Raw genomic sequence first — 26,744 nt, forward strand, 5'->3', positions numbered from 1 at the left:
CCTGCGCCTATGGCCAAGGATCTCCGGACGTTCCTCGCGGACGTCGTCAAACACGACCCGGGCAGCCTCAAGCGGGTGACCGCGACCGTCGACCGCCGGTTCGGCGTCACCGCGTACGGCGCGTGGTACGACAAGCGCAACGAGTACCCGGCGCTGCTGTTCGCCGACGTCGCCGGGTCGTCACTGCCCTGCCTGACCAACCTCGTCGCCACCCACGACCGGATGGCGCTCGCGCTCGGCGTTCCGGTCGAGGTGCTGACCCGGTCGTCGCTCGCCGGGCAGGGCCGCGCGGGTCACGCGCCCGTCGAGGTCACCGGTGCCCCGGTGCAGGACATCGTGTGGCGCGGCGCCGACGCCGACCTGGGGCGCCTGCCGATCCCGGTCCACAACGAACTGGACGGTGGCCCGTTCCTCACCGCCGGGGTCGCGATCATGCGCGACCCGGAGTCGGGCCGGCTCAACGCCGGGATCTACCGGCACCACGTCTACGACGGCCGGCGGATGGGCGTGTGGTTCTTCGGTTCGCACGACGGCGGGACGATCCACCGGCGGTACGCCGCGCGGGGCGAGCCGACGCCGGTCGCGATCGCCGTCGGTCACCACCCGGCGTTCCTGATGGGCGCGGTGTCGCGGGTTCCCGGCATCGGCGGCGAGTACGAGGCCGCCGGCGCGTTCCTCGACGAACCGGTCGACGTCGTGCGCGCGGTGACCTCCGACCTGCTCGTCCCGGCGCGTGCCGAGGTGGTGATCGAGGGTCACATCCTCCCCGACGAGCGGGTCGAGGAGGGCCCGTTCGCCGAGTGGCCCGGTCACTACGTGGGCGGCGGGTCGAAGCCGGTCATCGAGGTCTCGGCGATCACGATGCGTCGCGACGCGATCTTCCAGGACATCCAGGCGTCCGGCCGGGAACACCGCCTGATGGGCGCCCTGCCCCGGATCGCCAGCATCCACGAGGCGGTGCGGCAGAAGGTGCCCGGCCTTCGTGCGGTCAACATCCCGCTGCACGCCCGGATGCACTGCTACCTCTCGATCCGCAAGGAGTTCGACAGCGACCCGACGCGGGCCGCGTTCGCGGCGTTCAACACCGAACCGGAGAACCTGCGCGCCGTGGTCGTCGTCGACGACGACATCGACGTCTACGACGAGCGCGAGGTGGCCTGGGCGATCGGCACCCGGTTCGACGCCGCCGAGGACCTGCAGGTCATCCCGAAGTGGAACGGGCCGGGCGGCCTGCTGCCGACCAACTGGAGCTACGACGCCGACGGCGGCCGGACCCCGCGCCGGTCGTCCGCCGTGATCGTGGACGCGACCAAGCCCGCGCCGCCCGTCGTGTTCCCGCAGCGCGCCCGCGTGCCGCTGGACGCCGTCGCCGCGGTCGACCCGGCGGCGGTCGAGGACGTCACCTCCCTTTAGGCTGCCGCTTGTGATCCGGGCCGTGATCGTGGACGTCGACGACACCCTGTGCCTCACCGAGGGGGCCTCGTTCGACCTGGAGAACGAGGTCCTCGCCCGGATGGGCCGGCCGCCGATGCCGCGGACGGTGCACCTGTCCACCTGGGGCGAGGTGCTGCTCGACGCCATGCCGCACCGGTCACCGGGCCTGGACCTGCGCCGGTTCGCCGACCTGTTCCCGGTGGTACACCGCGAGTACCTGGCCGCCGGCAAACTGGACGTGATCCCGGCGGAGAACCTCGAAGCCCTGGACACGCTCGTCTCGGCCGGCCGCACCGTGATGCTGCTGACGTCGCGCACCGAGACGGAGGTCGAGCACATGCTCGCGCCGGAGCACGTGCTCGCCGGACGCGTGAGCGCCGCCTACCACCAGGGCAACACCCGGTTCCGCAAGCCCGACCCGCGCGTCTTCGACGAACTGCTCGCCGACACCGGTTTCACACCGGCCGAGTGCGTGTACGTCGGCGACTCACCCGGCGACGCGCTGGCGGCGGGGGGCGCGGGCATCCGCTTCATCGCGTGCCTGCAGAGCGGCGTCCGCCGCCTCGACGAGTTCGACCCGAGGTACGTCACCACCTCGATCCCCACCTTCCCCGAGGTGGCAACCGCTGTATCCGCGATCTTGGACTCCTGACGGTGCTGTAACACCTCAAGGAGTCCAAGATCCGCGAAAAGGGGTGCGGGGGTCAGGTGGTGGTGGCCGACAACGCGGCGCGGGCGGCGGGGACGGCCAACAGGCGATCGGTGGGGACGAGGCCTACCCGGGTGCGGCGGTCGAGGAGGTCGGACTCGTCCAGCGCGCCCTCGTGGCGAACCGCCCACAGCAGCTCCGCCGCGGTGACCGGCACGCCGTCGGCGATCGGCGTGAGCAGTGCCGGGTCGCCCGCGGCGCCGGCGACGACGGCCGGCGCCTCGACGCCGTACCGGGCGACGAGGCGGGCGGGTGCCGCCACCCGGGCGAGTTGTGCCGGTGAACCCGCGCCGACGAGCGGCAGCCGGTGGGTGCGGCACGGGCCGGCCGTCAGGCCGGCGGTCGCCACCGCGGCGTCGACGGCGGCGCGCGCGGTGCTGCGGTAGGTGGTCAGTTTGCCGCCGATGACCGTGGTGACGCCGCCGGGTGAGGTGGACACCTCGTGCCGGCGGGACAGCTCGGCGGTGGTGCGGGCCGTTCCGGCGAGCAGCGGGCGGAGGCCGGCGAACGCGCCGACCACGTCGGCGGCGGTGATGGCGGGGTCGAGGCCGGTGTTGAGGACGTCGAGCAGGAAGCCGATCTCGGCCGGGCTCGGCGTGGGCACGTCCTCGACCGGACCGTCGACGGGCTCGTCGGTCAGGCCGGCGTAGATCAGGCCGTCGGCCTGGGGGAGGGCGAAGACGAACCGGTTCCGCTCGCCGGGTACCGGCACGATCAGCGCGGCGCCCGGATGCCGGAGCCGCTCCGCGCGGAGCACGAGGTGGGTGCCGCGCGAGGGGCGCAGCCGGGCGGCCGGATCGAGACCGCCGGCCCACACCCCGGTGGCGTTGACGACCGCCCGCGCGCGGAGCTCGTGCCGCTCCCCGGTGAGGGTGTCCCGCACCGACGCGCCGCGGGAGTGCAGGTCCTCGACGCGGCACCGGGTCACGATGCGGGCACCGTGCGCGGCCGCGGTGCGGGCCAGGCCGACCACCAGCCGCGCGTCGTCGACGAGTTGGCCGTCCCATTGCACGATCCCGCCGCGCAGGCCGGCCCGGCGGACGGCCGGGACCAGCCGGACCACCTCGGCGGCGCCGACGGTGCGGGAGCGGGGCAGCGCCGCGGCGGGCGTGCCGACGGCGACGCGCAGCGCGTCACCGGCGGCGAACCCGGCCCGGGTCTGCGCCGCCCGCTTCCGGGAGACCGACGGGGTGAGCGGCAGCACGAACGGCAACGCGGTGACGAGGTGGGGCGCGGTCCGCCGCAGCAGGACGTCGCGCTCGGCGGCGCTCCGGTACGCCAGCCCGAGGTGGCCGGCGGCGAGGTAGCGCAGGCCGCCGTGCACCAGCTTGGAGCTCCACCGGGAGGTGCCGAAGGCGAGGTCGTGGGCGTCGACGGCGGCGACGGTCAGGCCGCGTGCGGCGGCGTCGAGGGCGACGCCGGCACCGGTGACGCCGAGGCCGACGACGAGCAGGTCGACGGTGCTGCCGGCGGCGAGGTCGGCCAGGTCCCGCTGCCGCCGGGCCGCCGAGAGCGACGAGCCGCTCATGGCGCGAAGTACCGGTCGAGCAGCAGCCGCAACTCGTCGTCGAGGTCGGTGAGGGAGACGGTGTCGGTCATCGTGGCGGCGGACAGGACGAAGCCGTGGGTGGTGAGCAGCGCGGTGCGGGCCAGCAGCGCCGGATCGGCCGGGCGCAGCGACCCGTCGGCCCGGCCCGCCTCGATCGCCGCGACGAGCTGGTCGAGGAGGTGGTCCTGGGTGGTGCCCCGGCGGTCGACCAGGTACGGCAGGAGGATCTCCGGGTCGACCTCGACGATGCGGCGGAACACCGGGTGCGTGCGCAGGGCGCGGACGCCGCGCACCAGGCCGTCGACCAGCCGCTCGCGGGCCGTGTCGCCGTCGGCCTCGTCGGCGGAGACCCGGGCGAGCGTGCTCCATTCCCGGGTCATCAGGTCGCCGATCAGCGAGGACATGTCGGGCCAGCGGCGGTACATCGTCATGCGGGAGACGCCGGCGCGGCGGGCGACGTCGGTGAGCGTGGTGCGGCGCAGGCCCACGGCGAGGACGCAGTCGCGGGCCGCGTCGAGGAGGACGTCGTCAGCGCCCAAGGTTGGCCCCGCTGTTACATCCTGACGTCATGTGTCACAGTGTAACGCATGAGTTCTCCGGCCCGGTGGGGCGATCCCGCCGACGCGGTCGCCCTGCCCGACGAGGTGCGTGACCTTCTCACGAGCGCGCTGGGCGTGCGCGGTACCCGGCCCGCCGCCGACCGACAGATGCTGCCACCCGTTCGGTTGCCCGCACGCGTCATCGATGCTTTTCGCGAGGCCGGGACCGACGCCGACACCTCAGCCGACGCCCGGCTCGCGCACGCGGCCGGGAAGTCCACCGAGGATCTGTTGCGCCTGCGCGCCGGCGACGCGGCCGACGCCCCCGACGCGGTGCTGCGCCCGGCCGGGCCCGACGCGGTCGCCGCCGTGCTGCGCGTGGCCACCACCCACCGGGTCGCGGTCGTGCCGTTCGGCGGGGGCACGTCGGTGGTCGGCGGCCTGCGGGCGGTCCGGGACGGCTTCACCGGCGTGGTCGCGCTCGACCTCGCCCGCCTCGACGCGCTCGTCGGCGTCGACCCGGTCTCGCGGACGGCCATCCTCCAGGCCGGCGTGCGCGGACCGCGTGCCGAGGAACTGCTGGCCGGGGAGGGCTTCACGCTGGGGCACTTCCCGCAGTCGTTCCGGTACGCGACCCTCGGCGGCTTCGCCGCGACCCGCTCCAGCGGCCAGGCGTCGGCCGGGTACGGGCGCTTCGACGACATGGTGCTCGGCCTGCGCGCCGCGACGCCCACCGGCGACCTGGAGATCGGACGCGCACCGCGCTCGGCCGCCGGCCCGGACCTGCGGCAGCTGCTGCTCGGGTCGGAGGGCGCCTTCGGCGTCATCACCGAACTGACGCTGCGGGTGCGGCCGCGGCCCCGGACGCGCTCGTACACCGGGTGGTCGTTCCCGACGTTCGAGACCGGGTCGCGGGCGCTGCGGGCGCTGGCCCAGGACGGCCCGCTGCCGACGGTCCTCCGGCTGTCGGACGAGACCGAGACCGCGGTCGGCGGTGGCAGCGGTTGTCTCGCGATCATCGGCCTGGAGGACGCCCCTGACGCGGGTGTGGACGCGCGGCTGCGCGAGTACGGCGGCACGCCGCTGGGGGAGGAGCCCGGTAAGGCGTGGCTCGACGGCCGGTACCGGGCGCCGTACCTGCGCGACGCCCTCCTCGACGCCGGCGCGCTCGCCGAGACCCTGGAGACGGCGACGTTCTGGCACCGGCTGCCGCAGACGTACGCGGCCGTGCGGGACGCGCTGATCGGCACCCTCACCGGCCTCGGCACCCCGCCGTTGGTGCTGTGCCACATCTCGCACGTGTACGCCGCGGGCGCCTCGCTGTACTTCACCGTCGTCACGGCGCAGACCGACGACCCGGTCGCCCAGTGGCGCGCGGCGAAGGCGGCCGCGGCCGACGCGATCCTCGCGTCCGGCGCCACCATCACCCACCACCACGGCGTCGGCACCGACCACGGCCCCTGGTACCTGCGGGAGATCGGACCGGTGGGCGCCGCGATGCTGCGGGCGGTCAAGGACGCGGTCGACCCGGCCGGCATCCTGAATCCGGGCGTGTTGCTGCCACAGACGGGACAATGACCCATGCGGTTCGACGTGGTGGTGATCGGCTCGGGCTTCGGCGGCAGCGTCGCCGCGCTGCGACTGGTCGAGAAGGGGTACCGGGTCGCGGTGCTGGAGGCGGGTCGCCGGTTCGCCGACGACGAGCTTCCGGAGACCTCGTGGCGGATGCGGCGGTTCCTGTGGGCGCCCGCACTCGGCTGCTACGGCATCCAGCGCCTGACGCTGCTGCGCGGCGCCGCGGGCAAGGTGCTGGTGCTGTCGGGTGCGGGCGTCGGCGGCGGGAGCCTGGTGTACGCCAACACCCTGTACGAACCCCTGCCCGACTTCTACGACGACCCGCAGTGGCGCCACATCACCGACTGGCGGACGGAACTGGCACCGCACTACGACCAGGCGAAGCGCATGCTCGGCGTCACCGAGTATCCGAGGACGACCGCCGCGGACCGCGCGATGCGCGCGGTGGCCGACCGGATGGGTGTCGGGCACACGTTCCACCCCACGCCGGTCGGCGTGTTCCTGGGCCGCCCCGGCGAGCGGGTGCCGGACCCGTACTTCGGCGGCGTGGGGCCGGACCGCACCGGCTGCACGCACTGCGGCGCGTGCATGACCGGCTGCCGGCTGGGTGCCAAGAACACCCTCGTCAAGAACTACCTGTGGCTGGCCGAGCAGACCGGTGCCTCAGTGTTTCCCTTGACCACGGCCGTGTCCGTACGTCCGTCGGGATCCGGCTACGAGGTGACGACCGTGCGCACCGGCGCGCTGGTGCGCCGGCGCTCCTCGGTGCTGGTCGCCGATCAGGTGATCTTCGCCGCGGGCGCGCTCGGCACGCAGCGACTGCTGCACCGGATGCGGGCCACCGGCGCACTGCCGGCGCTCTCCGCCCGCGTCGGCGCACTGACCCGCACGAACTCCGAGGCCATCCTGGGCGCGTCGGTCCCGCGCCGGGCCGCCCGTCGCCGCAAGCTCGATTTTTCGGACGGCGTGGCGATCACCAGTTCATTCCACCCCGATCCGCGGACGCACATCGAACCGGTCCGCTACGGCCGCGGCTCGAACGCGATGGGCCTGCTGCAGACCGCCCTCGTGCCCGGCGGCCCGCGCCGCACGCTGCGGTGGCTCGGCATCCTCGCGCGTAAACCGTTGACCTACCTGCCGATGCTGTCGGTGCGGCAGTGGTCCTCACGGACCGTGATCGCGTTGGTGATGCAGTCCTTCGACAACTCGCTGACCACCCGCTACCGTCGCCGCTTCGGCCGCTTCGGCGGCTGGTCGCTGCGGAGTACACCGGGACACGGGGCGCCGAACCCGACCTGGATCCCGGCCGGCGCGTCGGCGTGCGAGGCGTTGGCCGAGGAGATCGGCGGCATCCCCGGCGGCTCGATCACGGAGGCGTTCGACACCCCGGTGACCGCGCACATCCTGGGCGGCGCGGCGATCGGTGCCACGTCCGAGGACGGCGTCATCGATCCGTACCATCGCGTCTACGGCCACCCCGGCCTGCACGTCGTCGACGGGGCGGCGGTCACCGCGAACCTCGGCGTCAACCCGTCGCTGACCATCGCGGCGCAGGCCGAGCGGGCCCTGTCGATGTGGCCCAACCGGGGGGAGGCGGATCCGCGTCCGGCGCTCGGTACGGCTTATGTGCCGGTTGATCCGGTGCCGCCGGCGCACCCGGCGGTGCCGCCGGACGCACCCGCCGCCCTGCGCCGCTAGTGTCCTGAGTCGTTGGTTCGGTGGCGGTCGAGGATGGGTCCCGCTCTCTCATGCCCCGCTTTCGCCATGCCGGTCCGGCGAGGTCACCCTCCGCTTCCGTGGCCGAGCCGATCAATGCCGGCGACACCCTCCAAGATCACCTTTTGAGGAACAAACATGCAGTCTCACTTGAGTTTTCTTCCTCAAAAGAAGATCTTGGAGATGGGCGAGCTGCGGCCGAATCAACGACTCGGGACCCTGAGCCTTTCCGCGTAGCGGGTTGTGGCGTTGGGTGATCAGGTGGTCCGGCCGTGTTGGAAGTGCAGGAGGACGAGCGCGGCTGCAGCGATCTTGCCGATCTGCCAGGGGCACAGGCTGACGTTACGCAGCGCCTTGAAGGTGGTCTTGAGCAGAGAGTTGCCGCGGTCGCCGACGGCCCGGATTCCGTTGTTTCTTGAACGCGATGGTGATGGTGCCGGCTTCGCCTTCATAGCCCAGATCGCCCAGGACCCGGAGTTGGTCGTTGGTCCAGATGGACAGCAGGGGTAGCATCTCGGCGTGTTCCCGCAGGGCGGTGGTGTCGTGTTCGCGGCCTGGGCGGACCGGACCCCTATGAAGTTGGACTGTGAGAGGACCACCCTCATACCGGGGCTCTGCGTCTTTCCGGTGCACCACCACAGGTTCCGCGTGTCGCAACCATCGCGACCGGCGCCTACCCACCGTCCCTAGCCCGTTACGCGGAAGGCTCACTAGGGGTCGGACCTCGGAATTCGGACGCCGGCGGCGCGGAGTTTGGATTCGAAGAGTGTGGACAGTCGTGCCATGGTCGGGGTCGGCTGGTCCCCGTGGCGGGCGATCATCGTGTAGCGGGCCGCGGTGTCGGTGCGGGCCTGCATGCCCGCGACGGTCTTCAGCAGTGCGGGGTCGGCCAGGTAGTGCTCGGCCGCGTCGGCGGCGAGCCGGTCGATGCGAGGATCGTCCACCTCCCAGGCCGCGGCTTCGGTGATGCGCCTGGTCAACGCGGTGAGCTTGGGGTCTTTGAGGGCGTGTTCGAACTGGGTGAGGTAGTCGTCGAAGCCTTCGGGGACGAGCGCCCGCGCGAGGACCCAGCCGTCCCTGGTGGCCGCGACCTCGTCCTCGGAGTACCCGACGTCGAGCATGCGCTTCAGCATGTCCACGGCGCGGTCGGGCAGGAGCGCGCGGTCGCCGTCGGCGAGCCGGTGCAGCATGGCGCGCCGCGCGGTGAGCTCCGCGATGCGTTCATCGAGCTGCTGCTCGACCTGGACGATGGCGGCGGTGAACAGCGCGGGGTCGGCTTCGAGCAGGGGCCCGATCTCGGCCAGGGGCACGCCGGCGGCGGCCAGGGTCCGGACCTGCACCAGCCTGAGCAGATCGTTCGATCCGTACCGCCGGTAACCCGACGAGTCGCGGTCGGGCTCGGCGAGCAGGCCGAGCTTGTGGTAGTGCCGCACCGTCTTGATCGTGATGCCGACGAACGCGGCCGCCTGGCTGATCGTGACTCCGTTGCGCACCTGCTCATCCTGCCTTGGGTTCGGACGCGCCGATCGCGCACCGGGTGCGGGAACGGCCGCGCCGGGCTCGGCGCGGGCCTGGTTCTCAGGGTTTACGCGGCCTGCCCGCCGCCGAACACCTCGTTGAGGAGGCGCTGCTGGGCATCCCGGAACGCCGCGGCGACGGTGAGGTTCGCGTCGTCCACGCAGTTCAGGGCGGCGGTCAGGGTCTTGGCCCCGTCGGGGGTGGCATACATGAGCGCCGCGTGGCCCGCCGAGGCGCCGTTGTGGGAGATGACGGTGGCGCCGTCGTCGGTGCTCAGCACGAATACCCCCAGCCCGTAGTCCATGCCCGGGATGCCCGTCGAGCGCGGGGTGAACATCTCCTCGCGCAGTTCGTCCGGGAGGAGCTTGCCGCCGGTGAGCGCGGCGACAAACGTGTGGAGGTCCTCGGTCGTCGAGATCATGTCGCCGCCGGCGGAGACCCAGGAAGGGTTCTGGCGGGTGATGTCGACCGTGCGCTGCTCGCCGTCCTCTTCGTACCGGTAGTAGGCGTGGGCGTGCGGCGCAGCGATCTCCGCGCCATCTGGCACCACAGTGTGTGACATGCCGAGCGGGGTCAGGATCAGCCGCTGCATCTCCGCGGTGACGGTACGGCCGGTAATCTTCTCAATCAGCAGCCGGGCCAGGACGTAGTTGGTGTTGGAGTAGCTCCAGCCCGTACCGGGCTCGAACCGCGCAGGCTTGGACAGCGCGAGTTCGACCAGCTCCTGCGGCCGGTACGTCTTGAATCGGCTGTCCAGCCATTCCTTACCGTTGGGGCCATAGGGCATGGCGATGCCGAGCACGATCGATCCGTCCGCGTAGACCTCACCGGTGAAGTTGAACAGGCCGCTGGTGTGCTGGAGCAGCATCCGCACCGTGATCCGCTCGTCGATCCCGAACTCGGGCAGGTGATCGGTGACCGAGTCGTCCAACCCGATCCTGCCCTCAGCCACGAGCTGCAGAACCAGGGTCGCGGTGAAGGTCTTGGTGTTGCTGCCGATCCGGATGTGCCCGTCGGCGGGCGGCTTCGCGTACCCGCCCAGCTCGGCCGCGCCGGCGCTGCCGACCCACTCGCCCCGCTCGTCGTTGACGCGGGCCGTGATCCCGATGATTCCGGGGCCGACGATCGCCTCGATCGTCCGCTGGAGGTTGGCGGTCTGGTTGGGAACAATAGTGGTCACGGTGGTTCGCTCCTTCGAAGCGCTCGATTCCCTTCGGCGTCCTGCCGATACGAGAACCTTCCACCCTGACCTCGGGTCAAGGCCAAGCATGACGTGCGTCACTTGATTGTGGGAAAACGGGCTACCGAGCGTCACCCGCCGTTACGCGGACACGCAAATCGCCCACGTTGTTGTGGTGCCGTGGCTGCCCGGCCTTATGTTATAAACTTTTAGAACATAAGGGAGCTGGTTCGATGAGCGCACCGGTCGTCGCTTCGCGGCGGGTCAGGCTCACCTATGCCGACACCGATGCGGCCGGCATCCTCTACTACGCCGCGTGGTTTCCGTGGATGGAGCGGGTCAACGTCGAGTGGGCGTACGAGCGGGGTTTCCGGATCGACCGGATGATGGACGAGCACGGCGCCTCGCCGGTCACGCGGAGCACCACCTGTGAGTACGTCGCCACCGCCACCGTGTACGACGAGATCGACGTCGAGATGCGGGTCGACCACATCGGGAACAGGTCGTACCGCTACGGGTTCACGATGACGCGGGTGGGCGACCGGGTGGTGGTGGCACGGTCGTCGCTCACGATGGTGTGCGTCGGGCCGGACGGCAAGCCGACGGCGATTCCGGCCGCGCTGCGGTCGGTGCTGCACAGCGCGGCGGGGGGCGTCGATGAGTGAGGTGCCGCGCTGGGACACGCTCGACGACGCGATCCGGCACTGGGCCGCCACCCGGCCCCGCGAGTGGGCGATGGTCGAGCCGGCCGGACGGCTGAGCTGGACGGCCTACGACGGCTACGTCACCCTGCTCGCCGCGCATCTGCTCGACCTCGGGCTGGCCCCGGGCGACCGGGTCGGCGTGTGGCTGCCGGACGGCGTCGCCGTGCACGTCGCGTTGTCGGCGTGCCTGCGCGCGGGTCTCGTGTTCACCGGCATCGGTGCCCGCAGCGGACGCCGTGAGCTCACACACCTGCTCGGCAAGAGCGGCGCGAAGGTTCTCCTCACCGCGCCCCGCATGGGTGACGTCGACACCCGTGGGCTGTTCGGGGAACTCGGAACCGACCTGCCACAGTTGACCCGGTACGTACCCGCCTACGACGTCGTGCCGGTTCCCGACGGTCCCGTCTACGAGGCCGCGCCCGACGACGTTCTCGCCAAGGCCGAGCGACGGGTCGACGGCCACCACGCGCCCACGGACACGCTGGCGCTGCTGAACTCGACGAGCGGCACCACCGGCCTGCCCAAGTGTGTCGCGCACGACGAGCGGCGCTGGATCAAGTACCACGACTTCGCCGTCGACGCCGGCGAGCTCACCACCGACGACGTCTGCATGAGCGTGGTGCCGGCGCCGTTCGGGTTCGGCCTGTGGACCGCGCACTTCACGCCGACGCTGCTCGGCGCTCCGAGCGTGGTGCTGCCCCGGTTCAGCGTCACCGAAACGCTGCGGATGCTCGAACAGGAGCGGGTCACCGTGTTCATGGCGGTGTCGACGCAGTTCGTGATGATGCTCGGCGACCCCGGGTTCGACCGGTACGACCTGAGCGCGCTGCGCGTCATGTACACCGGTGGCGAGGCGGTTCCGGTGCACAAGGCGGAGGAGTTCGAGCGGCGCACCGGCAGCCTCATCCTCAACATGTACGGCTCCAACGAGACCGGCGTGCAGAGCTACACGACGGTGCGCGACCCGCGCGACAAGCGGCTCACCACCGGCGGGCGGCTCATCCCGGAGGCCGAGGTGCGACTGTTCGATGTGGACGGTCGGGAGCTCGGCCGGCACGACGGCCCCGGCCGCCCGGCGTCGATCGGGGTGGTGAGCTCGCTCGGCTACCACGACGATCCCGACGCGAACGCGCAACTGTACACAGTGGACGGTTGGATGCTGATGGGTGACCTCGTCACCGTCGACGAGGACGACTACCTGAAGGTCGTCGGGCGCACGAGCGACTTCATCATCCGGGGCGGCAAGAACATCAGCGCGGCCGCGGTGGAGGAGGAGGTCGTCAGCCACCCGGGAATCGTGCGGTGCGCCGCGGTGGCGATGCCCGACGAGGTGTTCGGCGAACGGGTGTGCGTGTACGTGGTGCCGAAGGCCGGCGTCGCGCTGACGCTCGACGACGTCGTCGCGCACCTGCGCGGGCGCGGCGTCAGCCGGGAGTGGTTCCCGGAGCACCTGGTCGTCGTCGACGAACTGCCCACGTCCGACGGCGGAAAGCTCGCCAAGGCCGCGCTGCGGGAGGACCTGAAGCGCCGGCTGTCCTGACGACCCGAGGAGCGTCCGTGCAGATACACCAGCCCCGCCTCGCGGAGATGGTCGCCGACGCGTTGCGCGACCGCATCATCAGCGGACGCCTGAAGGACGGCGACGGCCTGCCCCGGCAGGAGGACCTGCTCGCCGAGTTCAACGTCAGCAAGCCGTCGCTGCGCGAGGCGCTGCGCATCCTGGAGTCCGAGGGTCTCATCACCGTGCGCCGCGGCAACCTCGGCGGTTCGGTCGTGCACGCCCCGCGGGTGGGCAACGCGGCCTGGTCGGTCGGGCTCGTGCTGCAGTCGCGCGGGGTGCCGATGACCGACCTGCGCGACGCCCTCAAGAGCATCGAGCCGGTGTGCGCCGGCCTGTGCGCGGCCCGGGAGGACCGGCACGAGACGGTGCTGCCGGTGCTGCGGGCCATCCACGACGAGGTTGTCGCCGCGGTCGACGACGAGGTCGGTTTCACCGTCGCCGCCCGCCGGTTCCACGAGCAACTCGTTGCGGTGTGCGGCAACGAGACGCTGATCGTCGTGGTCGGCGCGCTGGAGTCGCTGTGGTCGTCGCGGGAGGAGGCGTGGGCCCGCGACGCCAGCCTCACCGGCGAGTTCCCCGACCGCCGCCGGCGGATGACCGGCGTGCGCGCACACGAGCGCATCCTGCGGTCCATCGCGGACGGTGCCGTCGACCGGGTGCAGCAGCAGGCGCGCGTGCACCTGGAGTCCACGTTGCTGTACGCGGTCGGCGAGAACAGACCGGTGGCCGCGTCGTCGCCGCGACAGATCGGAGACGTCGGTGTCTGAGCCGGTCGACCCCCGCCTGTCGTGGCCGGCCGTGCCGGACATCGGCGCGATGCCGCGCGAGGCACGGCTCGACGACCTCGTGACCCGCGTGCTGGCACCGAACCCGAGCCGGATGGCGCTCGACGGCACCAACACCTACCTGCTCGGCCGGCCGGGGTCCGGCGCGGTCGCGCTGGTCGACCCGGGTCCGCCCGATCCCGGTCATCTGGCCCGGGTGCGCGCGGCGATGGCGGCGCTCGACGCGTCGTGCGACCTGATCCTGGTGACCCACCACCACATCGACCACGCCGAGGCGGCGCTGCCGTGGGCCGCCGAACTCGGCGCCACCGTCGCCGCCGGATCGTCCACTGTGGCCGGTCCCGACGGCCGGGTGCTCCGCGACGGCGAGACGGTGACCGTCGGCGGGCTGCGCGTCGGCGTGGTCGCCACTCCGGGCCACTGCGCCGACCACCTGGCGTTCCGGCTGGAGACCGGCGCCGTGCTGGTGGGTGACCACATTCTCGGCCGGGGCACGTCGGTGGTGACGTTCCCGGAGGGCGACCTGCTGGCGTACCTCGACTCGCTGCGCCGGGTGCACGACCTCGGGCCGTCGGTGCTGTATCCCGGGCACGGGCCGGAGATGCGCGAGGACCCGACGGCGGTCGTCGACTTCTATCTCGCCCACCGCCGGTACCGCGAGGGCCAGATTCTGGCGGCCCTGTCGGCGGGACCGGCCACGCCGGCGCAGCTCGTCGCCGTCATCTACGCCACGGTCGACCGCGCGCTGTGGCCGTTCGCGGAGCAGTCGACCCGCGCCGCGCTGCGCAAGCTCGCCGCCGACGGAACGGTGGAACTTGCCGCGGACGACACGGCCCGCCTGACGCCCTGAACGCGGGGCACCGCGAACGCCCGGCACCGGGCATGATGCCGGCGTGGACGAGGAATCCCGGCGGGCGCTGGAACGGGCCATGGATCCGCTGTACGACCTGCGGGAGGAGCTGCCCCAGCACGAGTTCGACGCGGTCGACTACTTCGTGCGCGAGCCGGGCCGGGCGCCGGCGCCACCGCCGACCGTGCAGGCCCACCTCGACTCGAACCTGTCCCAGCCCGACCTCGCCGACCGGCTCGACCGGATCGTGGCGGACATGACGGAGGTGCTGTTCCGGACCACGCCGCTGCGGATGCGGCTGCGGAACGTCAGCTGGGTCAACCGGGACGGGCGCGGCGGTGGCCGGCCGGGCGAGTCCCGCGACGATTTCGCGGCGGCGCTGCGGGACAACGAGGTCGACCTGGCGTCAATGATGTTCACCGCGGGCGACGAGGATCAGCACCGCTGGTACTTCCAGGTCCAGTCGCACCCGTGGCCGGAGAAGGAGCCCGACGCCGCGCTGCGGTTCTCGCTGTCGAGCATGGACCTGTGGCCCGCGGACGCGACTGACGCGGTGGCCGCCGAACTGCTGAACCTGGTCGTCTCCTGGGCCGGCCCGCTCGACCTGCGCACGGCCGCGATCACCTACGACCGCGGCGGTGGCGGCGTCGTCGGCCAGTCGCCGTACGAGTGCTGGTACGGGATCAACACGTTCGAGAGCACCCCGATCACCCGGGAGCGGGTCCGCGGCTACTACTGGGCCAATCTGCTCACCGCCGGTCACCTCGAACGTCTCGGCGGCGAGGACGCGCTCCGGAACCGTGCGGCGCCGTACGGTTTTCTCGTGGAGATCGTGGAGCCGGCCGGCCCGGCGGTGGTGCTCCGCGCGCCCGGCCCGATCACCGCCTTCGACGACGACCGGTTGGCCGCGATGCGGGAGGTGCTGCGGCCGGCGCTGCCGTCCAAGCCCTACGTCTGCTACCAGGGGTACCCGCTGCGGATCGTCCCGGATCCCGGCACGGCGTTCCGGCGGGTCCCGCCCGGCAGCCCGTTCCCCCGGGTCCTGCCGGGTACGGGTCCGGCACCCGACGCCCCGGTCCGGTGACCACCGGTGGCGGACGGCGCGGAGGTTTGTCAGGGTGGTTACCCATGAGAACACGATCTGTCGGCGGTGTGGCGGTTGGCGTCATCGGGCTCGGCGGGATGCCGATGTCGATCGAGGGCCGGCCCGACGAGCAGCGCTCCGTCCGGACCATCCACGCCGCCCTCGACGCGGGCGTGACGCTGATCGACACCGCCGACGCGTACCACCTCAGGGCCGGCGAGGTCGGCCACAACGAGACGCTGATCGCGCGGGCCGTGGCGAGCTACGGCGGGGACACGTCCGACGTCCTGATCGCCACGAAGGGCGGCCATCTCCGTCCGGGGGACGGCTCGTGGACGATCGACGGCCGGCCGGAGTACATCAAGGCGGCCTGTGACGCGTCCCTCAAGCACCTCGGTGTCGACGCGATCGGGCTCTACCAGCACCACCGTCCCGATCCGACCGTGCCCTACGCCGACTCCGTCGGCGCCGTCCGCGACCTCCTCGACGCCGGGAAGATCCGCCTCGCCGGGATCTCCAACGCGAACCCGGAGCAGATCCGGCAGGCGTGGGAGATCCTCGGCGGACGGCTGGCCTCGGTGCAGAACCAGCTCTCGCCGGCGTTCCGGAGCTCCGAGCCGGAACTGGCGCTGTGCACCGAACTCGGCGTCGCGTTCCTGCCCTACTCGCCGCTGGGCGGCATCGGACGGGCCGGCGACCTCGGCGGCCGGTTCGCCGAGTTCGCCCGCGTCGCCGAGGCGCACGGGGTGAGCCCGCAACGGGTGTGCCTGGCGTGGCTGCTGGCGAAGGGGCCGACGGTCGTCCCGATTCCGGGCGCGAGCCGTCCCGAGACCATCCGCGACTCGGCCGCCGCGGCCGACCTCACCCTGACCGACGACGAGGTGGCCCGGCTCGACGCCGCCCCGCGCTAGCGTTTCCCCCGTGAACAGCGTGAACGGGGAGTCGATGGTCGGGTTCGGCCCGAAGCAGGCGTGGCTGGCCGTGCGGAACGGCGTGCCGGCGGACGTCCGCGCGGCGCTGGGGCTGCGCGACCTCGGCCCGGTGGCGTGGCGCGCCGGGATCGACCTCGCCTACCTGACCGACGACCGGGTGGTGCTCACCCCGGCGCTGGAGGGTGCCGGCGGCAGCCGCTGGCTCCTCCTCACCGGTCGCTGGTTGTGGAAGGCCGACGACTGGCTGTCGGTCGCCGAGCTGTCGGCCGAGCTGGACACCGAGGTCCACCGCTACGCCTCGCACCGCGGCCTGGAACAGCACGAGTGGGAGCGGGCCGCGCACGGCACGCTCGTCCGTAGCTTCGCCTACGTCGGCGCGTCGGCGGAGGTGCTGCGGTGGACCGGCGACCCCGATCCGGCGGAGGCCGGGCTCGGCCTGGGCACGCGGCCGGAGCACGACGAGGACGTCCTGGTCGGCGAGTCCGACGTCATGCGGCTCGCCGGGCTGTGGAGCGTCGATCCGAGCGGGCTGGACGGCCGCCCGGCACCCGGTCCGCTCCGGGCGGCCGCGCCGGCTCACCAGGTCCAGGAGTAGCGCAGGTCGGCGCGCCAGGAACTCGGGTAGTACTGCTGGATCCGGAAGGCCATGCCGAGACCGCGGGCGATGTACTGGTCCCGTTCGAGCTTGCGCGTGATCGGCGTGCCGGGGGTGCCCCGGTTGTCCCACCATGACTCCCACTGCTTGACGCAGGTCTGCCCGGTGAAATACGCGTTGCCGCAGGCCGCCGGCGGCGACCAGATCTGCGTGTGACCGAAGTCCACCACCTTGCCCGACGACTGCTCGGTGATCGTGCCCCAGGCCTTGAGGCAGTACGCCTGCGCCGGAACGGTCCACTGCACGTAGTGCTGCCGACCGCCGGCGGCCGGCACCGGCCGCAGGTCGGCGCAGGTGCCGTCGCCGATCTGCTCCTGGGTCACCCGCACCGTGTAGTAGGTGCCGTTGTCCTTCCAACCGTCGAGCAGCAGCCAGTCACCCTCGTGGCGGAACATCTCCATGGAGGTCGGTGGCCAGGTGGCCGGGTCGCCCCAGCTGATCCCCGACTCGGTCGCCGACTGCGGACTCCACGCCCACTGGCCCCCCACCTGGTTGCCGGACCAGTACTGCCCGGCGCTGCGGACGGACAGCCGCGAAAACTCGTCGAACGTCGGCTGGGCCGCCTGTGCGGGCACCGCCGGTCCGACCAGCCCGAGCGCCAGGACCGCGATCACAAGCGCAGCTCTGCGCACCATCAACCCCTTCTTCGTCCGCCATCGACGACACAGTCGAACACGTCCGACTTTCACGTGGCTTTCCGCCGGATCACTCGGGTCACATCGGGCGTCGTGCCGGCCGGAGAATCCGCTCAGGACCCGCGTCGCGGTTCCGAAGAGGTCACAGAGACCATTCCTGCACGGAGGAGCGGCCATGGCCGACAAGCGCCTCGCCACGGCGTTCCCGATCGGCTGGGCGGTCCTCTTCTGGGCGCTGAGTGTCGCCGTCCTCACCGTGCCGGGCATCCCCGACGACCTGTACGGACCCGTCATGAGCCTGCTGTACGTGCCGGTGGCCGTGTTGGCCGGCATGTTGAGCCGCCGGAAGCGGCTCGACACGGGTTCCCGGCGCGCCTGGTTGTGCCTCTGCGTCGGGTTCAGCAGCGTGGTGATCGGCGCGGCCATGGACAACGCCCTGAGCGCGGTGTTCGCCGTGGTGGGCAGCATCGGCGGGGTGGTCGGCCTGCTGGCCTTCCCGTCCGCCGGTAGGGCCGCGGGGCGTCGGGGCACGCGGACGCTCGACGCCCTGATCGCCTTCACCGGCGCCTTCATGGCGTGCTGGACGTTCATCGTGGTGCCGCGCTGGAACGAGCTGACGCCCTCGGACGACCGGGTCGGCCAGATCGTCGTCCTCTGCCTGTCGTTCACGATCCTGGCCGTCGCGGTCGGTGTGCTGGTGGGCCGGCCGGCCCCACACGTCGCCCGCACCGTCCGGACCTTCGCGCTCGGCATGGTCGTCCTGACCGGGGTCGGCTTCGTCGTCGACGTCCTCAGGATCACCGGACCGTGGATGCCGGTGGTCCTGTCGGCGCGCGGAATCGGGTGCGTCCTGTTCACGGTGGCGGCCGTCGACCAGCTCGCCGGCGTCCGCTGGCAGGAGCCGGGCGAACCGGCGACGTCGCCGGGACCGGCGCCGCGCGCGGCGCGGCTCTCGCCGGCCACGATGGCGCCGTACGGATTCGTCGTGATCGGCTACCTGGTACTGATCTGGAAGACGTTCGAGGGCTCGTCCGGTGTGATGCTGAACGGACTGGTCGTGCTGGCCACGATCGCCACGCTGCTGGTCACCGTGCGGCAGGGCAGCGTGCTGGTCCACAGCGCCCGGCTGCAGGCCGCCCTGCACTTCCAGGCCCACCATGACGAGCTGACCGGTGCGATGAACCGGCGCGCCCTGTTCGCCGAGACGAACCGCCTGGCCGGGACCCCCTACAGCGCCCTGGTAATCGACGTGGACCACTTCAAGGGCATCAACGACACGTTCGGCCACAACGCCGGTGACGAGGCGCTCCGGGCGATCGTCGGGGTGATCCGCGGCCGCCTCCGCGCCACCGATCTGCTGTGCCGGTTGGGTGGCGACGAGTTCGCGGTCGTCCTGCCCGGAGTCGGGACCGGCGGCGCCGCCAGCCTCGCCGCCGACCTGCAGGCGGGCTGCCGGAGCAGCACGGTGAGTGCTCCGGTCACGCTGTCCCTCAGCATCGGGATCGCCGCCGGGCATCGGGACCCGGATGGGCTGGACGCGGTGCTCACCCGGGCCGACGAGGCCCTCTACGAGGCGAAACGGGCCGGGCGCGGATGCCACCGGGTGTACCCGGGTGAGCCGGCCCCGATGGAGCCGCTGCTGCACACGCGGTGATCAGAAGCGGTAGCGCAGGACGATCGTGCCCTTGCGGGACCACGCGGTGCTCCGGGCGGCCAGCCGGTGGTACCAGCGCCAGAACGGCGGGAACTCGGCGACCTCGGGTTCCCGGCTGAGGAGGATCTCCTTCACCAGGTGCAGCCTCGGGTTCCAGCTCTCGGGCTCGCGCGGGTCGTCCATGCCCGGGAACGCGATCAGGTCGGCGACCGACCGCGTGCCCGGAGCGTGCCGCGCCAGCCAGAGGGCCGACCGGCTGTAGCTGTTGAAGACCAGCTCGCCTTCGGGGAAGTGGTTGACGAGCCGGTTCCACAGCGTCATCATCTCGTCCCTGGTGAGGAACCCCATCAGGCCGTCGGCCACGATCACGGCGGGCCGGTCGGTCGGGACGGCGTCGAGCCAGCCCGCGTCCCGCACGTCCGCGCCGATGACGTGGCCGTTCGGCCGCGCGGGGGTCAGCTGCTCCCGGGCGGCGGCGACGGCGGGGAAGTCGACGTCGTACCAGTCGACGGTGGCGGCGGCGTCCAGCCGTGCGAGCCGGGTGTCGAGTCCGGCGCCGAGGTCGAGGCCGACCGCGTCCGGGTGCCGGGCCAGGAATTCGGCCGCCACCTGGTCCAGCTTCCTGGCGCGCAGGGCGACGCTGACCCGCAGGTTGGCGTCGATGTTGAGCCGGCGGTAGTCGTAGTCGAGGGTGCGCACGATCCGGTCGGCGGCGGCGTCGCCGAGGATGGGACGCGGTGAGCGGTGGTCGAGCGCCCGCGCGCACAGCGTCAGCCACAGGCTGTTCTCCAGCGGCGTGAAGGTCGGCAGTGTGGTGGTCATCGATTCGTCCCTCCAGGTCGTCGTGGACGTCGTCAGCCTGGCCGGATGCCGGGCCGGACGCGTCAACCGGAAGGTGGAGGACGGGGTGGATCAGTTCAGCAGCCCGAGCGCGCGGGCCCGGGCCACCGCCCGCGTGCGGCTGTGGACGCCGAGCTTGCCGTACAGGTGGATCAGGTGGGTCTTGACCGTGCTCAGCTCCACGAACAGCGCGGTCGCGATGCCGGCGTTGGAGTGTCCGGCCGCGAGCAGCCGCAGCACCTCCAGTTCGCGCTCGGTCAACGGCTCGGCGAGAGCGGTTCGGTGGCCCGCCGGCCGCGCCCCACGCAGGTCGGCCAGGAGGGCGGCCATCGGCTCGCCCTCGTCGAGGAAGGGCCGGACGACGCCCTCCCGTTCGGCCTCGGCGACGGCCGCCGTGAGGGATCCGAGCGCTCCCCGCGAGTCGCCGCGGGCGTCGGCGAGCAGCGCCCGGAGCATCGCCACCCGCGGCCGCAGCCAGCCCAGTCCGCACTCGTCCGCCAGCCGCCCGGCGGCGTCCAGGTGCCGTTGCGCCCGGTCCAGCAGGTCGGCGTCGCCGGTGGCCCGGCCCCGCGCGAGGAGGACCCGCGCCGGCGTGACGCCGGTCGCCTCGACGGCGGCGGGGCCGAACCGGAGCAGGTCCGCCAGCGCCGCCGGCCCGACCGGGCCGTCCCACGCGACGGCGGCGGCCCAGTCGACGGCGCCCGCGCCGTCGTCCGTGGCCAGGCGGATCCGCGCCTCGGCCGCCGCCAGCAGGTGCGCCACCATGGCGTACGGGCCGTGGCGGACGAGCGGCCGGACCTCGGCCAGCACGGCCTCCGCCCCGGCCGGGTCGCCCTCGGCGAGGCGCAGCCGGACGACGGGCAGGCTCGCGAGCAGGACCAGCGGCGGCGCGTTCCCGAACTCGCGCGGGGCGGCGAGGCCGTCCATCGCCAGCGGCAGGGCCGCGTCGAGGTCGTTCGCGTCGAGCAGCGCGTCGGCCAGCGCGGTCTGCAGCCGCCCGACGATCGAGGGGACGACCTGGTCGCGGGCCTGGGCCAGCGCCGCCTGCCCGGTGGCCAGCGCCTCCCGGCGGGCGCCACGCAGTCGCAGGACGCTGACCTGCTGGGTGGTCGCCGTCAGGTCGCCCTGCGCCAGCCCGGCCGCGCGGTTCGCCGTCGCGGCGCCGGCGAAGGCCCGTTCGGCCCCGTCGAGCCGGCCCAGTGCGAGCGCGGCCTGGCCGAGGCTGACGCCGGCGATGCTCCGGTAGGCCGTCTCCGCCGGCGGCAGGTCGGCCAGCGCCTGTTCCGCCCACGTCACGGCCTGCTCCGGTGCGGCGTCCGGCGCGACGGTGGCCAGGTACGCCCGGGTGGCGGCGACCGCGCCGCGCGCGGCCACGTCGTCGGGCGTCAGCGCTGATGCGGCCGCGTCGTCGGGCGTCAGCGCGGCCTCGGCCGCCTCGATCCACGCCGTGGCGGGTTGCAGTTCGACCCGGTGGATCAGGAGCCAGGCCCGGGCCAGGCAGAGCAGCGGCCGGCTCCGGACGACCGGGTCGGGCAGCGCCGCCAGCCAGTCGGCCAGCCGCCGGTGGACGCTCATGGTCGCGAACATGGTGGGCGTCAGCGCCTCGATCCACGGGACGGCGTCCTCGGCGGCGCCACCGGCCAACGCGTGCCCGATCGCCTCCGGCAGCAGCTCATGCCGTCCGAACCAGGCGCCGGCCCGCCGGTGCAGCGCCGCCACCGCCTCCGGCCCGGCCTCCCGGACCAGGCGGGCCCGCGACGCGTCGGCGAAGAGGCGGTGGAAGCGGTACCAGACCCGTTCGTCGTCCAGCGGCACCAGGAACAGGTTGGCCCGCTCCAGACCCTCCAGGATCTCCTGGCTGTCGGCTGTCTCCACCAGAGCGGTCTCCACCAGGGTGTCGCACAGCGGTGCGCACAGCCGGTCGAGCACGCTGGTGGCCAGCAGGAAGCGGCGGGTCGCCGGCGGCTGCCGCTCCAGCACCTCGGCCAGCAGGTAGTCGGCGACCAGCCGGTGCCCGCCGGTGAAGGCGGACACCACCGCCGCCGGGTCGGGCCGGTCGTGCAGGGCGAGCCCGGCCAGCTGCAGGCCGGCCGCCCAGCCTTCGGTGCGCTCCACCAGCACCGTCACCTGCGCCGCCGGCAGGCACAGCCCGGCCAGCAACGCGGCCGCCTCCGCGACGCTGAAACTCAGGTCCGGCGCGCGCACCTCGACCAGGTGGCGGCGGGCCCGCAGTTGCGGCAGCGGCAGCGGCGGGTCCTCCCGGCCGGCGATCACCAGGTGCAGCGAAGGTGGCAGATGGTCGAGCAGGAAGACGACCGCGGCGTGCACGGCGGGGTCGCGGACGACGTGGTAGTCGTCCAGGACGAGGACACCGGGGGAGGGCAGCGCGGCCAGGTCGTTGACCAGTTCGGTGACCACGACCTCGGCGCGCGGCGGCGGCTGGGCCTCGAGCCAGGCCGACGCCTTCCGTCCGCAGGCGGGCGCGAACACCTGGCAGGCGGCGACGAGGTAGCGGAGCACCTGGTCGGCCGTCTGGTCGCGGTCGTCGAGGGTGAGCCACGCGGCCGGGCGGTCGAGTTGGGCGAGCCAGGCCGCCAGCAGGCTGGTCTTGCCGGCACCGGCCGGTGCCGACAGCAGCGAGCACCGGCCCGCGGCCAGACCGGCGTTGAGTCGCGTGATCAAGCGGGGACGGGGCACCAGGTCGGCACGCGGCCGGGGAACGAACAGCTTGGTTGCCAGCAGCAGCCCACCTGCCACCGACGGGATCCGACCCATGCCCGCCCCAATCCGGCGCCCGGGTAACCAAGGTACCGAACCGCGGGTAGCGCTTACCATCGATGCGTGGCGGGTCTGCTGCCGCGGATGAGCCTGGAGCCGGCGCCCGGTTACCGCCGGTTCGTCGAGTGCCGTTTCGAGGCGCTGCGACGCGATGCGCGGCGGCTGGCCAATCCCGGGCAGGACGTCGACGAGGTGTGCACGAACGTGCTGGCCGACGTCGCCCTGCGGTGGCGCTGGCTCGAGATCCTGCGGGTGTGGCTGCGCCGGCCCGATCCGGCGGGGGCGTACCTCGGCGTCGCGCTGGCCCGCCGCACCGCGCCGTGGCGTCCGGACTCGCCGGAGACCCGGGTCGAGCCGGACGACTATCGCGAGATCGAGGTGTTCACCGACCTGGTGCCCGCCCGCTGGACCGCTCCGCCCGCGGCGACGGGTGCGGCCGCCGGGCCCGCGGCGACGAGTGCGGCCGTCCGGATCGCCGCGGTGCGGCCGTTGCCACCACCCCCGCCGTCGGCGGACGTCGAGGCGGTGATCGCGTGGCTGCACGCCCACGAGACCTACGAACGGTACCGGCGCGTGGTGACCGGGACCGCGGCCGCGATCGCCGTCGCGGTGATGTTCACCGTCTAAATCGCTGGCCCCGCCGGCCCGGACCGGGTTGAGTCACCGTGTGGACCTCGAAACACCGCGCCTGCGCGTCCGTGAACTCACACCGGGCGACCTCGACGCCGTGCACGCGATCCTCGACCTCGACCTGTCCATGAACCCGTGCACCCGGCCGGAGCGGGCCCGGTGGCTCGACTGGACGATCCTCGGCTACGAGCAGCAGCGGCGGCTGCACCAGATGCCCTACGGCGACCGGGGCGTCGTGCTCAGGAGCACCGGCGAACTGGTCGGCCTCGCCGGGCTCGTGCCGTCGATGATGCCGTTCGGCCTGCTGCCGCATCACCCCGACACGTCGGCGCACAACATCCCGGAGGTCGGCCTGTTCTGGGCCGTCGCGTCCGCCCACCAGCGCAACGGTTACGCCGCCGAGGCGGGCGCCGCGCTGGTGGACTTCGCGTTCAGGCAGTGGCAGGTGCGCCGGATCGTCGCCACCACCGAGGACACCAACGCGGCCTCGGCCGGCGTCATGCGACGCATCGGCATGCGCGTCGACCGGAACCCGGCTCCGGCGCCGTTCTTCCTGGAAACCGTCGGCATCATCGACAACACCGGCGACGAACCGGAGTGGCCGGCTCAGTTCTGAGGCGCGCGCACCATGCCGTTGCCGACGTCGGCCGGCCGGAAGCCCGGCTTCAACCCGTCGGTCACCGCCGAACCCACGAGGCGGTCGGTGTAGCGCTGCAACGAGAACTGGTTGGCCTTCATCAGCTTCTCCGCCCACAGCGCGGCGACGCCGGCGACGTGGGGCGTCGCCATGCTGGTGCCGCTCATCGTGGTCAACCCGCCGCCGGCCCGGGCCGACAGCACGTCGACGCCCGGCCCCGACAGGCGCGCGCCGTAGTTCGAGAAGCTCGCGATGCTGAATCCGGCCGGATCCGGGCCGAGCGCGGCCACCGAGACCATGCCGTCGGCGGCGGCCGGCGGGCTCACCGCGATGACGAAGTCCGGGTCCTTGCTGCGCTTGCTCTCGTTGCCCGCGGCCGCGACCATCAGGCACGGACCGGTGAAGGCGGCCCGGGCCGCGACGAGCGAGGCCAGCCGCTCGAACAGCAGGATGTTGGCGCGGTAGGCCTCCAGCGCCATCGACGTCGCGAGGTCGGTGGGAACGCCGTCCTGTTCGAGGTCGCTGACGAGCCCCGGGAAGTCCATGCCGAGCGACATCGAGATGACCTGCGCGCCGCTGCCGATCGCCCATTCGATGGCCGTCAGGATGTCGTCGCTGCCGCCGCCCTTCGAGCCGAGCACCTTGCCGATGACGGCGGTGCCCACGCCGGGCGCCACGCCGATCCGCTTGCCGTCGACGTTGCGGCCGAAGATCGTGCCGGCGCAGTGCGTGCCGTGCCCGTGCGCGTCGTCGTCGCCTTCGGAGGTGAAGTTCTTCCGGACCAGTTCGACGCCCCGGAACGCCGGGTGGTTCGGGTCGATGCCGGTGTCGAGGACCGCGACCGTGACGCCGTCGCCGGAGAACGGTGACGTGTCGGCGCCGACGGCGGGGATGCCCCACGCGACGGTCGACGCGGTCGGCTGGGACTCGTCGGCCAGTTCGACCGGACGGATGAGTTTCATGGGGAAGACCAGTGCGACGGCCTCGATGTCGGCGCGGCGGTTGAGGTCCGCCGCGTCGGCGGCCGTCAACGCCTCCACCTCGACCTTGACGGGTACCGACTCGGGTCCGACTCCGGCCGGCCCCGGCGACGTCGGGTCGTCCCGGGTCTCCCGCGTCTCCGTGCGCCGCAGGATGACGTGCTTGGTTCGTAGCATGGCTGGCTCACCCACCCCTTCGGAGATGTGATGCCGACCGTACTGGTCACGGAGCGGTGTGTGACGTCACATCACTCCATCAGTCACTGTCCGCATCCCGACCACGCCGCGATGTATCAGGTGTCACCGGGTGTGACCAGACCGGTCTCGTACGCCAGCACCACCGCCTGGGCGCGGTCGCGCAGCGAGAGCTTGGCGAAGATCCGGGCGACGTGCGTCTTCACGGTCGCCTCGCTGAGCGTCAGCGCGGCGGCGAGTTCGGTGTTGGACAGGCCGCGGCCGAGCAGGGTCAGCACCTCCAGCTCGCGCGGCGTCAGCGCGGTGAGGTCGCGGTGGACGGCGGGCGTCGCGCCGGCGCCCGCGCGCTCGGTGGCGAACCGCTGGACGAGCCGGCGGGTGATCGAGGGCGCCAGGAGGGCGTCGCCGGTGTCGACGAGGCGCACGGCGGCGGCGAGGTGGTCGGCGGTGACGTCCTTGAGGAGGAACCCGCTGGCGCCGATCGACAGCGCGGCGTAGACGTACCGGTCGAGGTCGAACGTGGTGAGCATGAGGACGCGGCAGCGCGGGCTGTGCTCGAGGATCCGCCGGGTCGCCTCCAGCCCGTCCATCGTCGGCATGCGGATGTCCATGAGGACGACGTCGGGCTGCAGCCGCCGCTCGGCCGACACCGCCTCGACGCCGTCGCCCGCCTCGCCGACCACGTCGATGCCGCGGGCGGTGAGGATCAGGCGGAAGCCGGTGCGGATGAGCTCCTGGTCGTCGACGATCAAAACCTTCGGCGACGTCATGAGGAGTCCACCGGGATTCGGGCGCGGACCCGGTACCCACCTCCGAGGCGCCGGCGGGCGTCGAGGTCGCCGCCGTAGACCGCGACCCGCTCCCGCAGCCCCATGAGACCCCGCCCGGTGCCGTCGCCGTCGCGCGGTCCGGGCTTGTCGCCGGTCAGGACACTGGGACCGCCGGTGAGCACCTCGACGCGCACCGAGCGCTCGGCGTACCGGATCGTCACCTCGGCCTTCCCGCCGCTGCCGTGCTTGACCGCGTTCGTCAGCGCCTCCTGCACGATCCGGTAGGCGGTGACGTCGACCCCGGACGGCAGCGGCCGGGGCTCGCCGGAGATGCGCACCTCCACCGGAAGGCCGGCGAACGCGATCCGGTCGATCAACGGGCTCAGCCGGCCGAGGCTCGGCTGGGGAGCGAGATCGGTCGAATCGGTACCGTCGGCCGCGGGGGCCAGCAGGCCGAGGAGGTGGCGCAGTTCGGTCATCGTGGTGCGGCCGGCACGCTCCACGGCCGACAGCGCCGCCGAGGCGTCGTCGGGCAGCGACGTGAGCACCTCGCGCGCGGCGGCGGCCTGCACGATCATCAGGCTGACGTTGTGGCTGACGATGTCGTGGAGTTCCCGCGCAATGCGGGCACGCTCGGCGTCGACGGCGGTGCGGGCCGCGCTCTCCCGTTCACGTTCGAGGAGCCAGCCGCGCTCCTCCAGCGTCCGACGGTGTCGCCGACGCGTGCGGACGAGCGCGACACCGAGCCAGGCCGCCGACGCGCACGCGACCCCGAGCGCTGTTACGAGCGCACCGACGAGCCAGCCCACGCCGTCACCTTCATAGGGTCACCTT

The 26,744-nt window shown here is 72.7% G+C and carries 24 protein-coding genes and 1 pseudogene; 14 read left to right on the forward strand and 11 right to left on the reverse strand.

All coding sequences use genetic code 11. The features are described from left to right. The first annotated feature begins 9 nt into the window (after window positions 1-9). Both Vau01_RS33995 and Vau01_RS34000 read left to right on the forward strand, forming a co-directional pair. A complete protein-coding gene (locus tag Vau01_RS33995) occupies window positions 10-1,413 on the forward strand; it encodes a UbiD family decarboxylase (RefSeq protein WP_204001217.1) in 1,404 nt (467 codons plus the stop codon). Between the two features lie 10 nt (window positions 1,414-1,423). Continuing rightward, a complete protein-coding gene (locus Vau01_RS34000; RefSeq protein ID WP_239152066.1) occupies window positions 1,424-2,086 on the forward strand; it encodes an HAD family hydrolase in 663 nt (220 codons plus the stop codon). Between the two features lie 52 nt (window positions 2,087-2,138). Here Vau01_RS34000 and Vau01_RS34005 read toward each other — a convergent pair whose 3' ends face one another. Together Vau01_RS34005 and Vau01_RS34010 are read right to left on the reverse strand one after the other, a co-directional pair. Further along, on the reverse strand, window positions 2,139-3,671 hold the full coding sequence (locus Vau01_RS34005) for a glycerol-3-phosphate dehydrogenase/oxidase (protein WP_204001220.1): 1,533 nt from the start codon (window positions 3,669-3,671) through the stop codon (window positions 2,139-2,141). Beyond that, window positions 3,668-4,231 (reverse strand): TetR/AcrR family transcriptional regulator, encoded by a 564-nt coding sequence (locus Vau01_RS34010; protein ID WP_204001223.1) that lies wholly within the window; start codon window positions 4,229-4,231, stop codon window positions 3,668-3,670. The genes Vau01_RS34005 and Vau01_RS34010 overlap by 4 nt, the downstream gene beginning before the upstream one ends. A gap of 48 nt (window positions 4,232-4,279) precedes the next feature. Here Vau01_RS34010 and Vau01_RS34015 point away from each other — a divergent pair, with 48 nt between their 5' ends. Both Vau01_RS34015 and Vau01_RS34020 read left to right on the forward strand, forming a co-directional pair. Then, window positions 4,280-5,809 carry an FAD-binding oxidoreductase gene (locus Vau01_RS34015; RefSeq protein ID WP_204001226.1) on the forward strand — a complete coding sequence of 510 codons (1,530 nt, stop codon included), beginning with the start codon at window positions 4,280-4,282 and terminating at the stop codon, window positions 5,807-5,809. Window positions 5,810-5,812: 3 nt separating this feature from the next. Then, window positions 5,813-7,504, forward strand: coding sequence for an FAD-dependent oxidoreductase (locus tag Vau01_RS34020; RefSeq protein WP_204001229.1), 1,692 nt, complete (start codon window positions 5,813-5,815; stop codon window positions 7,502-7,504). A 275-nt stretch (window positions 7,505-7,779) separates the two neighbouring features. Here Vau01_RS34020 and Vau01_RS63700 read toward each other — a convergent pair. The 3 genes and pseudogenes from Vau01_RS63700 to Vau01_RS34035 form a co-directional block, all read right to left on the reverse strand. Then, window positions 7,780-8,086 (reverse strand): annotated as a pseudogene (locus Vau01_RS63700) (transposase family protein); the annotation flags it as partial. A gap of 146 nt (window positions 8,087-8,232) precedes the next feature. Continuing rightward, window positions 8,233-9,015: a MerR family transcriptional regulator gene (locus Vau01_RS34030; RefSeq protein ID WP_204001234.1), complete on the reverse strand. Its 783-nt coding sequence runs from the start codon at window positions 9,013-9,015 to the stop codon at window positions 8,233-8,235. Between the two features lie 92 nt (window positions 9,016-9,107). Then, window positions 9,108-10,220 carry a serine hydrolase domain-containing protein gene (locus tag Vau01_RS34035; RefSeq protein ID WP_204001237.1) on the reverse strand — a complete coding sequence of 371 codons (1,113 nt, stop codon included), beginning with the start codon at window positions 10,218-10,220 and terminating at the stop codon, window positions 9,108-9,110. Between the two features lie 233 nt (window positions 10,221-10,453). Here Vau01_RS34035 and Vau01_RS34040 point away from each other — a divergent pair, with 233 nt between their 5' ends. From Vau01_RS34040 to Vau01_RS34070, 7 genes are read left to right on the forward strand one after another with little or no spacing between them, the layout of a single operon-like run. Next, complete coding sequence (locus Vau01_RS34040; protein WP_204001240.1) at window positions 10,454-10,885, forward strand: acyl-CoA thioesterase; 432 nt, start codon at window positions 10,454-10,456, stop codon at window positions 10,883-10,885. After that, window positions 10,878-12,464, forward strand: coding sequence for a class I adenylate-forming enzyme family protein (locus tag Vau01_RS34045; RefSeq protein ID WP_204001243.1), 1,587 nt, complete (start codon window positions 10,878-10,880; stop codon window positions 12,462-12,464). Before Vau01_RS34040 ends, Vau01_RS34045 begins: the two co-directional genes overlap by 8 nt. Before the next feature lie 17 nt (window positions 12,465-12,481). Beyond that, window positions 12,482-13,252 (forward strand): FadR/GntR family transcriptional regulator, encoded by a 771-nt coding sequence (locus tag Vau01_RS34050; protein ID WP_204001246.1) that lies wholly within the window; start codon window positions 12,482-12,484, stop codon window positions 13,250-13,252. After that, window positions 13,245-14,120, forward strand: a complete 876-nt coding sequence (locus tag Vau01_RS34055) for an MBL fold metallo-hydrolase (RefSeq protein ID WP_204001249.1) — start codon at window positions 13,245-13,247, stop codon at window positions 14,118-14,120. Before Vau01_RS34050 ends, Vau01_RS34055 begins: the two co-directional genes overlap by 8 nt. Window positions 14,121-14,163: 43 nt before the next feature. Then, the gene (locus tag Vau01_RS34060; RefSeq protein WP_204001252.1) at window positions 14,164-15,204 is read left to right on the forward strand and encodes a hypothetical protein; all 1,041 of its coding nucleotides are present in this window, start codon (window positions 14,164-14,166) and stop codon (window positions 15,202-15,204) included. Between the two features lie 44 nt (window positions 15,205-15,248). Further along, complete coding sequence (locus tag Vau01_RS34065) at window positions 15,249-16,115, forward strand: aldo/keto reductase (RefSeq protein WP_204001255.1); 867 nt, start codon at window positions 15,249-15,251, stop codon at window positions 16,113-16,115. Between the two features lie 10 nt (window positions 16,116-16,125). After that, complete coding sequence (locus tag Vau01_RS34070) at window positions 16,126-16,731, forward strand: hypothetical protein (RefSeq protein WP_239152067.1); 606 nt, start codon at window positions 16,126-16,128, stop codon at window positions 16,729-16,731. Here the strand turns inward: Vau01_RS34070 and Vau01_RS34075 are convergent. Further along, on the reverse strand, window positions 16,713-17,426 hold the full coding sequence (locus tag Vau01_RS34075; RefSeq protein WP_204001257.1) for a hypothetical protein: 714 nt from the start codon (window positions 17,424-17,426) through the stop codon (window positions 16,713-16,715). The genes Vau01_RS34070 and Vau01_RS34075 overlap by 19 nt on opposite strands. A gap of 175 nt (window positions 17,427-17,601) precedes the next feature. Here Vau01_RS34075 and Vau01_RS34080 point away from each other — a divergent pair, with 175 nt between their 5' ends. Continuing rightward, window positions 17,602-19,080, forward strand: coding sequence for a sensor domain-containing diguanylate cyclase (locus Vau01_RS34080; RefSeq protein WP_204001259.1), 1,479 nt, complete (start codon window positions 17,602-17,604; stop codon window positions 19,078-19,080). Here the strand turns inward: Vau01_RS34080 and Vau01_RS34085 are convergent, their stop codons facing one another. Both Vau01_RS34085 and Vau01_RS64750 read right to left on the reverse strand, forming a co-directional pair. Beyond that, window positions 19,081-19,902 carry a class I SAM-dependent methyltransferase gene (locus tag Vau01_RS34085; RefSeq protein ID WP_204001261.1) on the reverse strand — a complete coding sequence of 274 codons (822 nt, stop codon included), beginning with the start codon at window positions 19,900-19,902 and terminating at the stop codon, window positions 19,081-19,083. A 90-nt stretch (window positions 19,903-19,992) separates the two neighbouring features. Further along, a complete protein-coding gene (locus tag Vau01_RS64750) occupies window positions 19,993-22,695 on the reverse strand; it encodes a winged helix-turn-helix domain-containing protein (protein WP_204001263.1) in 2,703 nt (900 codons plus the stop codon). 66 nt (window positions 22,696-22,761) lie between these two features. Between Vau01_RS64750 and Vau01_RS34095 the strand changes: the two genes are divergently transcribed. Further along, complete coding sequence (locus Vau01_RS34095; RefSeq protein ID WP_204001265.1) at window positions 22,762-23,325, forward strand: hypothetical protein; 564 nt, start codon at window positions 22,762-22,764, stop codon at window positions 23,323-23,325. A gap of 40 nt (window positions 23,326-23,365) precedes the next feature. Further along, complete coding sequence (locus tag Vau01_RS34100; protein WP_204001267.1) at window positions 23,366-23,944, forward strand: GNAT family N-acetyltransferase; 579 nt, start codon at window positions 23,366-23,368, stop codon at window positions 23,942-23,944. On the opposite strand, the gene Vau01_RS34105 is transcribed toward Vau01_RS34100, so the two are convergent. The 3 genes from Vau01_RS34105 to Vau01_RS34115 all read right to left on the reverse strand — a co-directional run bounded on the left by Vau01_RS34105 (window position 23,935) and on the right by Vau01_RS34115 (window position 26,719). Next, window positions 23,935-25,122 (reverse strand): S8 family peptidase, encoded by a 1,188-nt coding sequence (locus Vau01_RS34105; RefSeq protein ID WP_204001270.1) that lies wholly within the window; start codon window positions 25,120-25,122, stop codon window positions 23,935-23,937. The two genes, Vau01_RS34100 and Vau01_RS34105, sit on opposite strands and share 10 nt — an antisense overlap. Before the next feature lie 116 nt (window positions 25,123-25,238). Next, window positions 25,239-25,910, reverse strand: coding sequence for a response regulator (locus Vau01_RS34110; protein WP_204001273.1), 672 nt, complete (start codon window positions 25,908-25,910; stop codon window positions 25,239-25,241). Next, window positions 25,907-26,719, reverse strand: coding sequence for a sensor histidine kinase (locus tag Vau01_RS34115; protein WP_204001276.1), 813 nt, complete (start codon window positions 26,717-26,719; stop codon window positions 25,907-25,909). Before Vau01_RS34115 ends, Vau01_RS34110 begins: the two co-directional genes overlap by 4 nt. Window positions 26,720-26,744 lie beyond the last annotated feature (25 nt).

It is taken from the genome of Virgisporangium aurantiacum (assembly GCF_016863635.1).
Taxonomy (GTDB): Bacteria; Actinomycetota; Actinomycetes; order Mycobacteriales; family Micromonosporaceae; genus Virgisporangium; species Virgisporangium aurantiacum.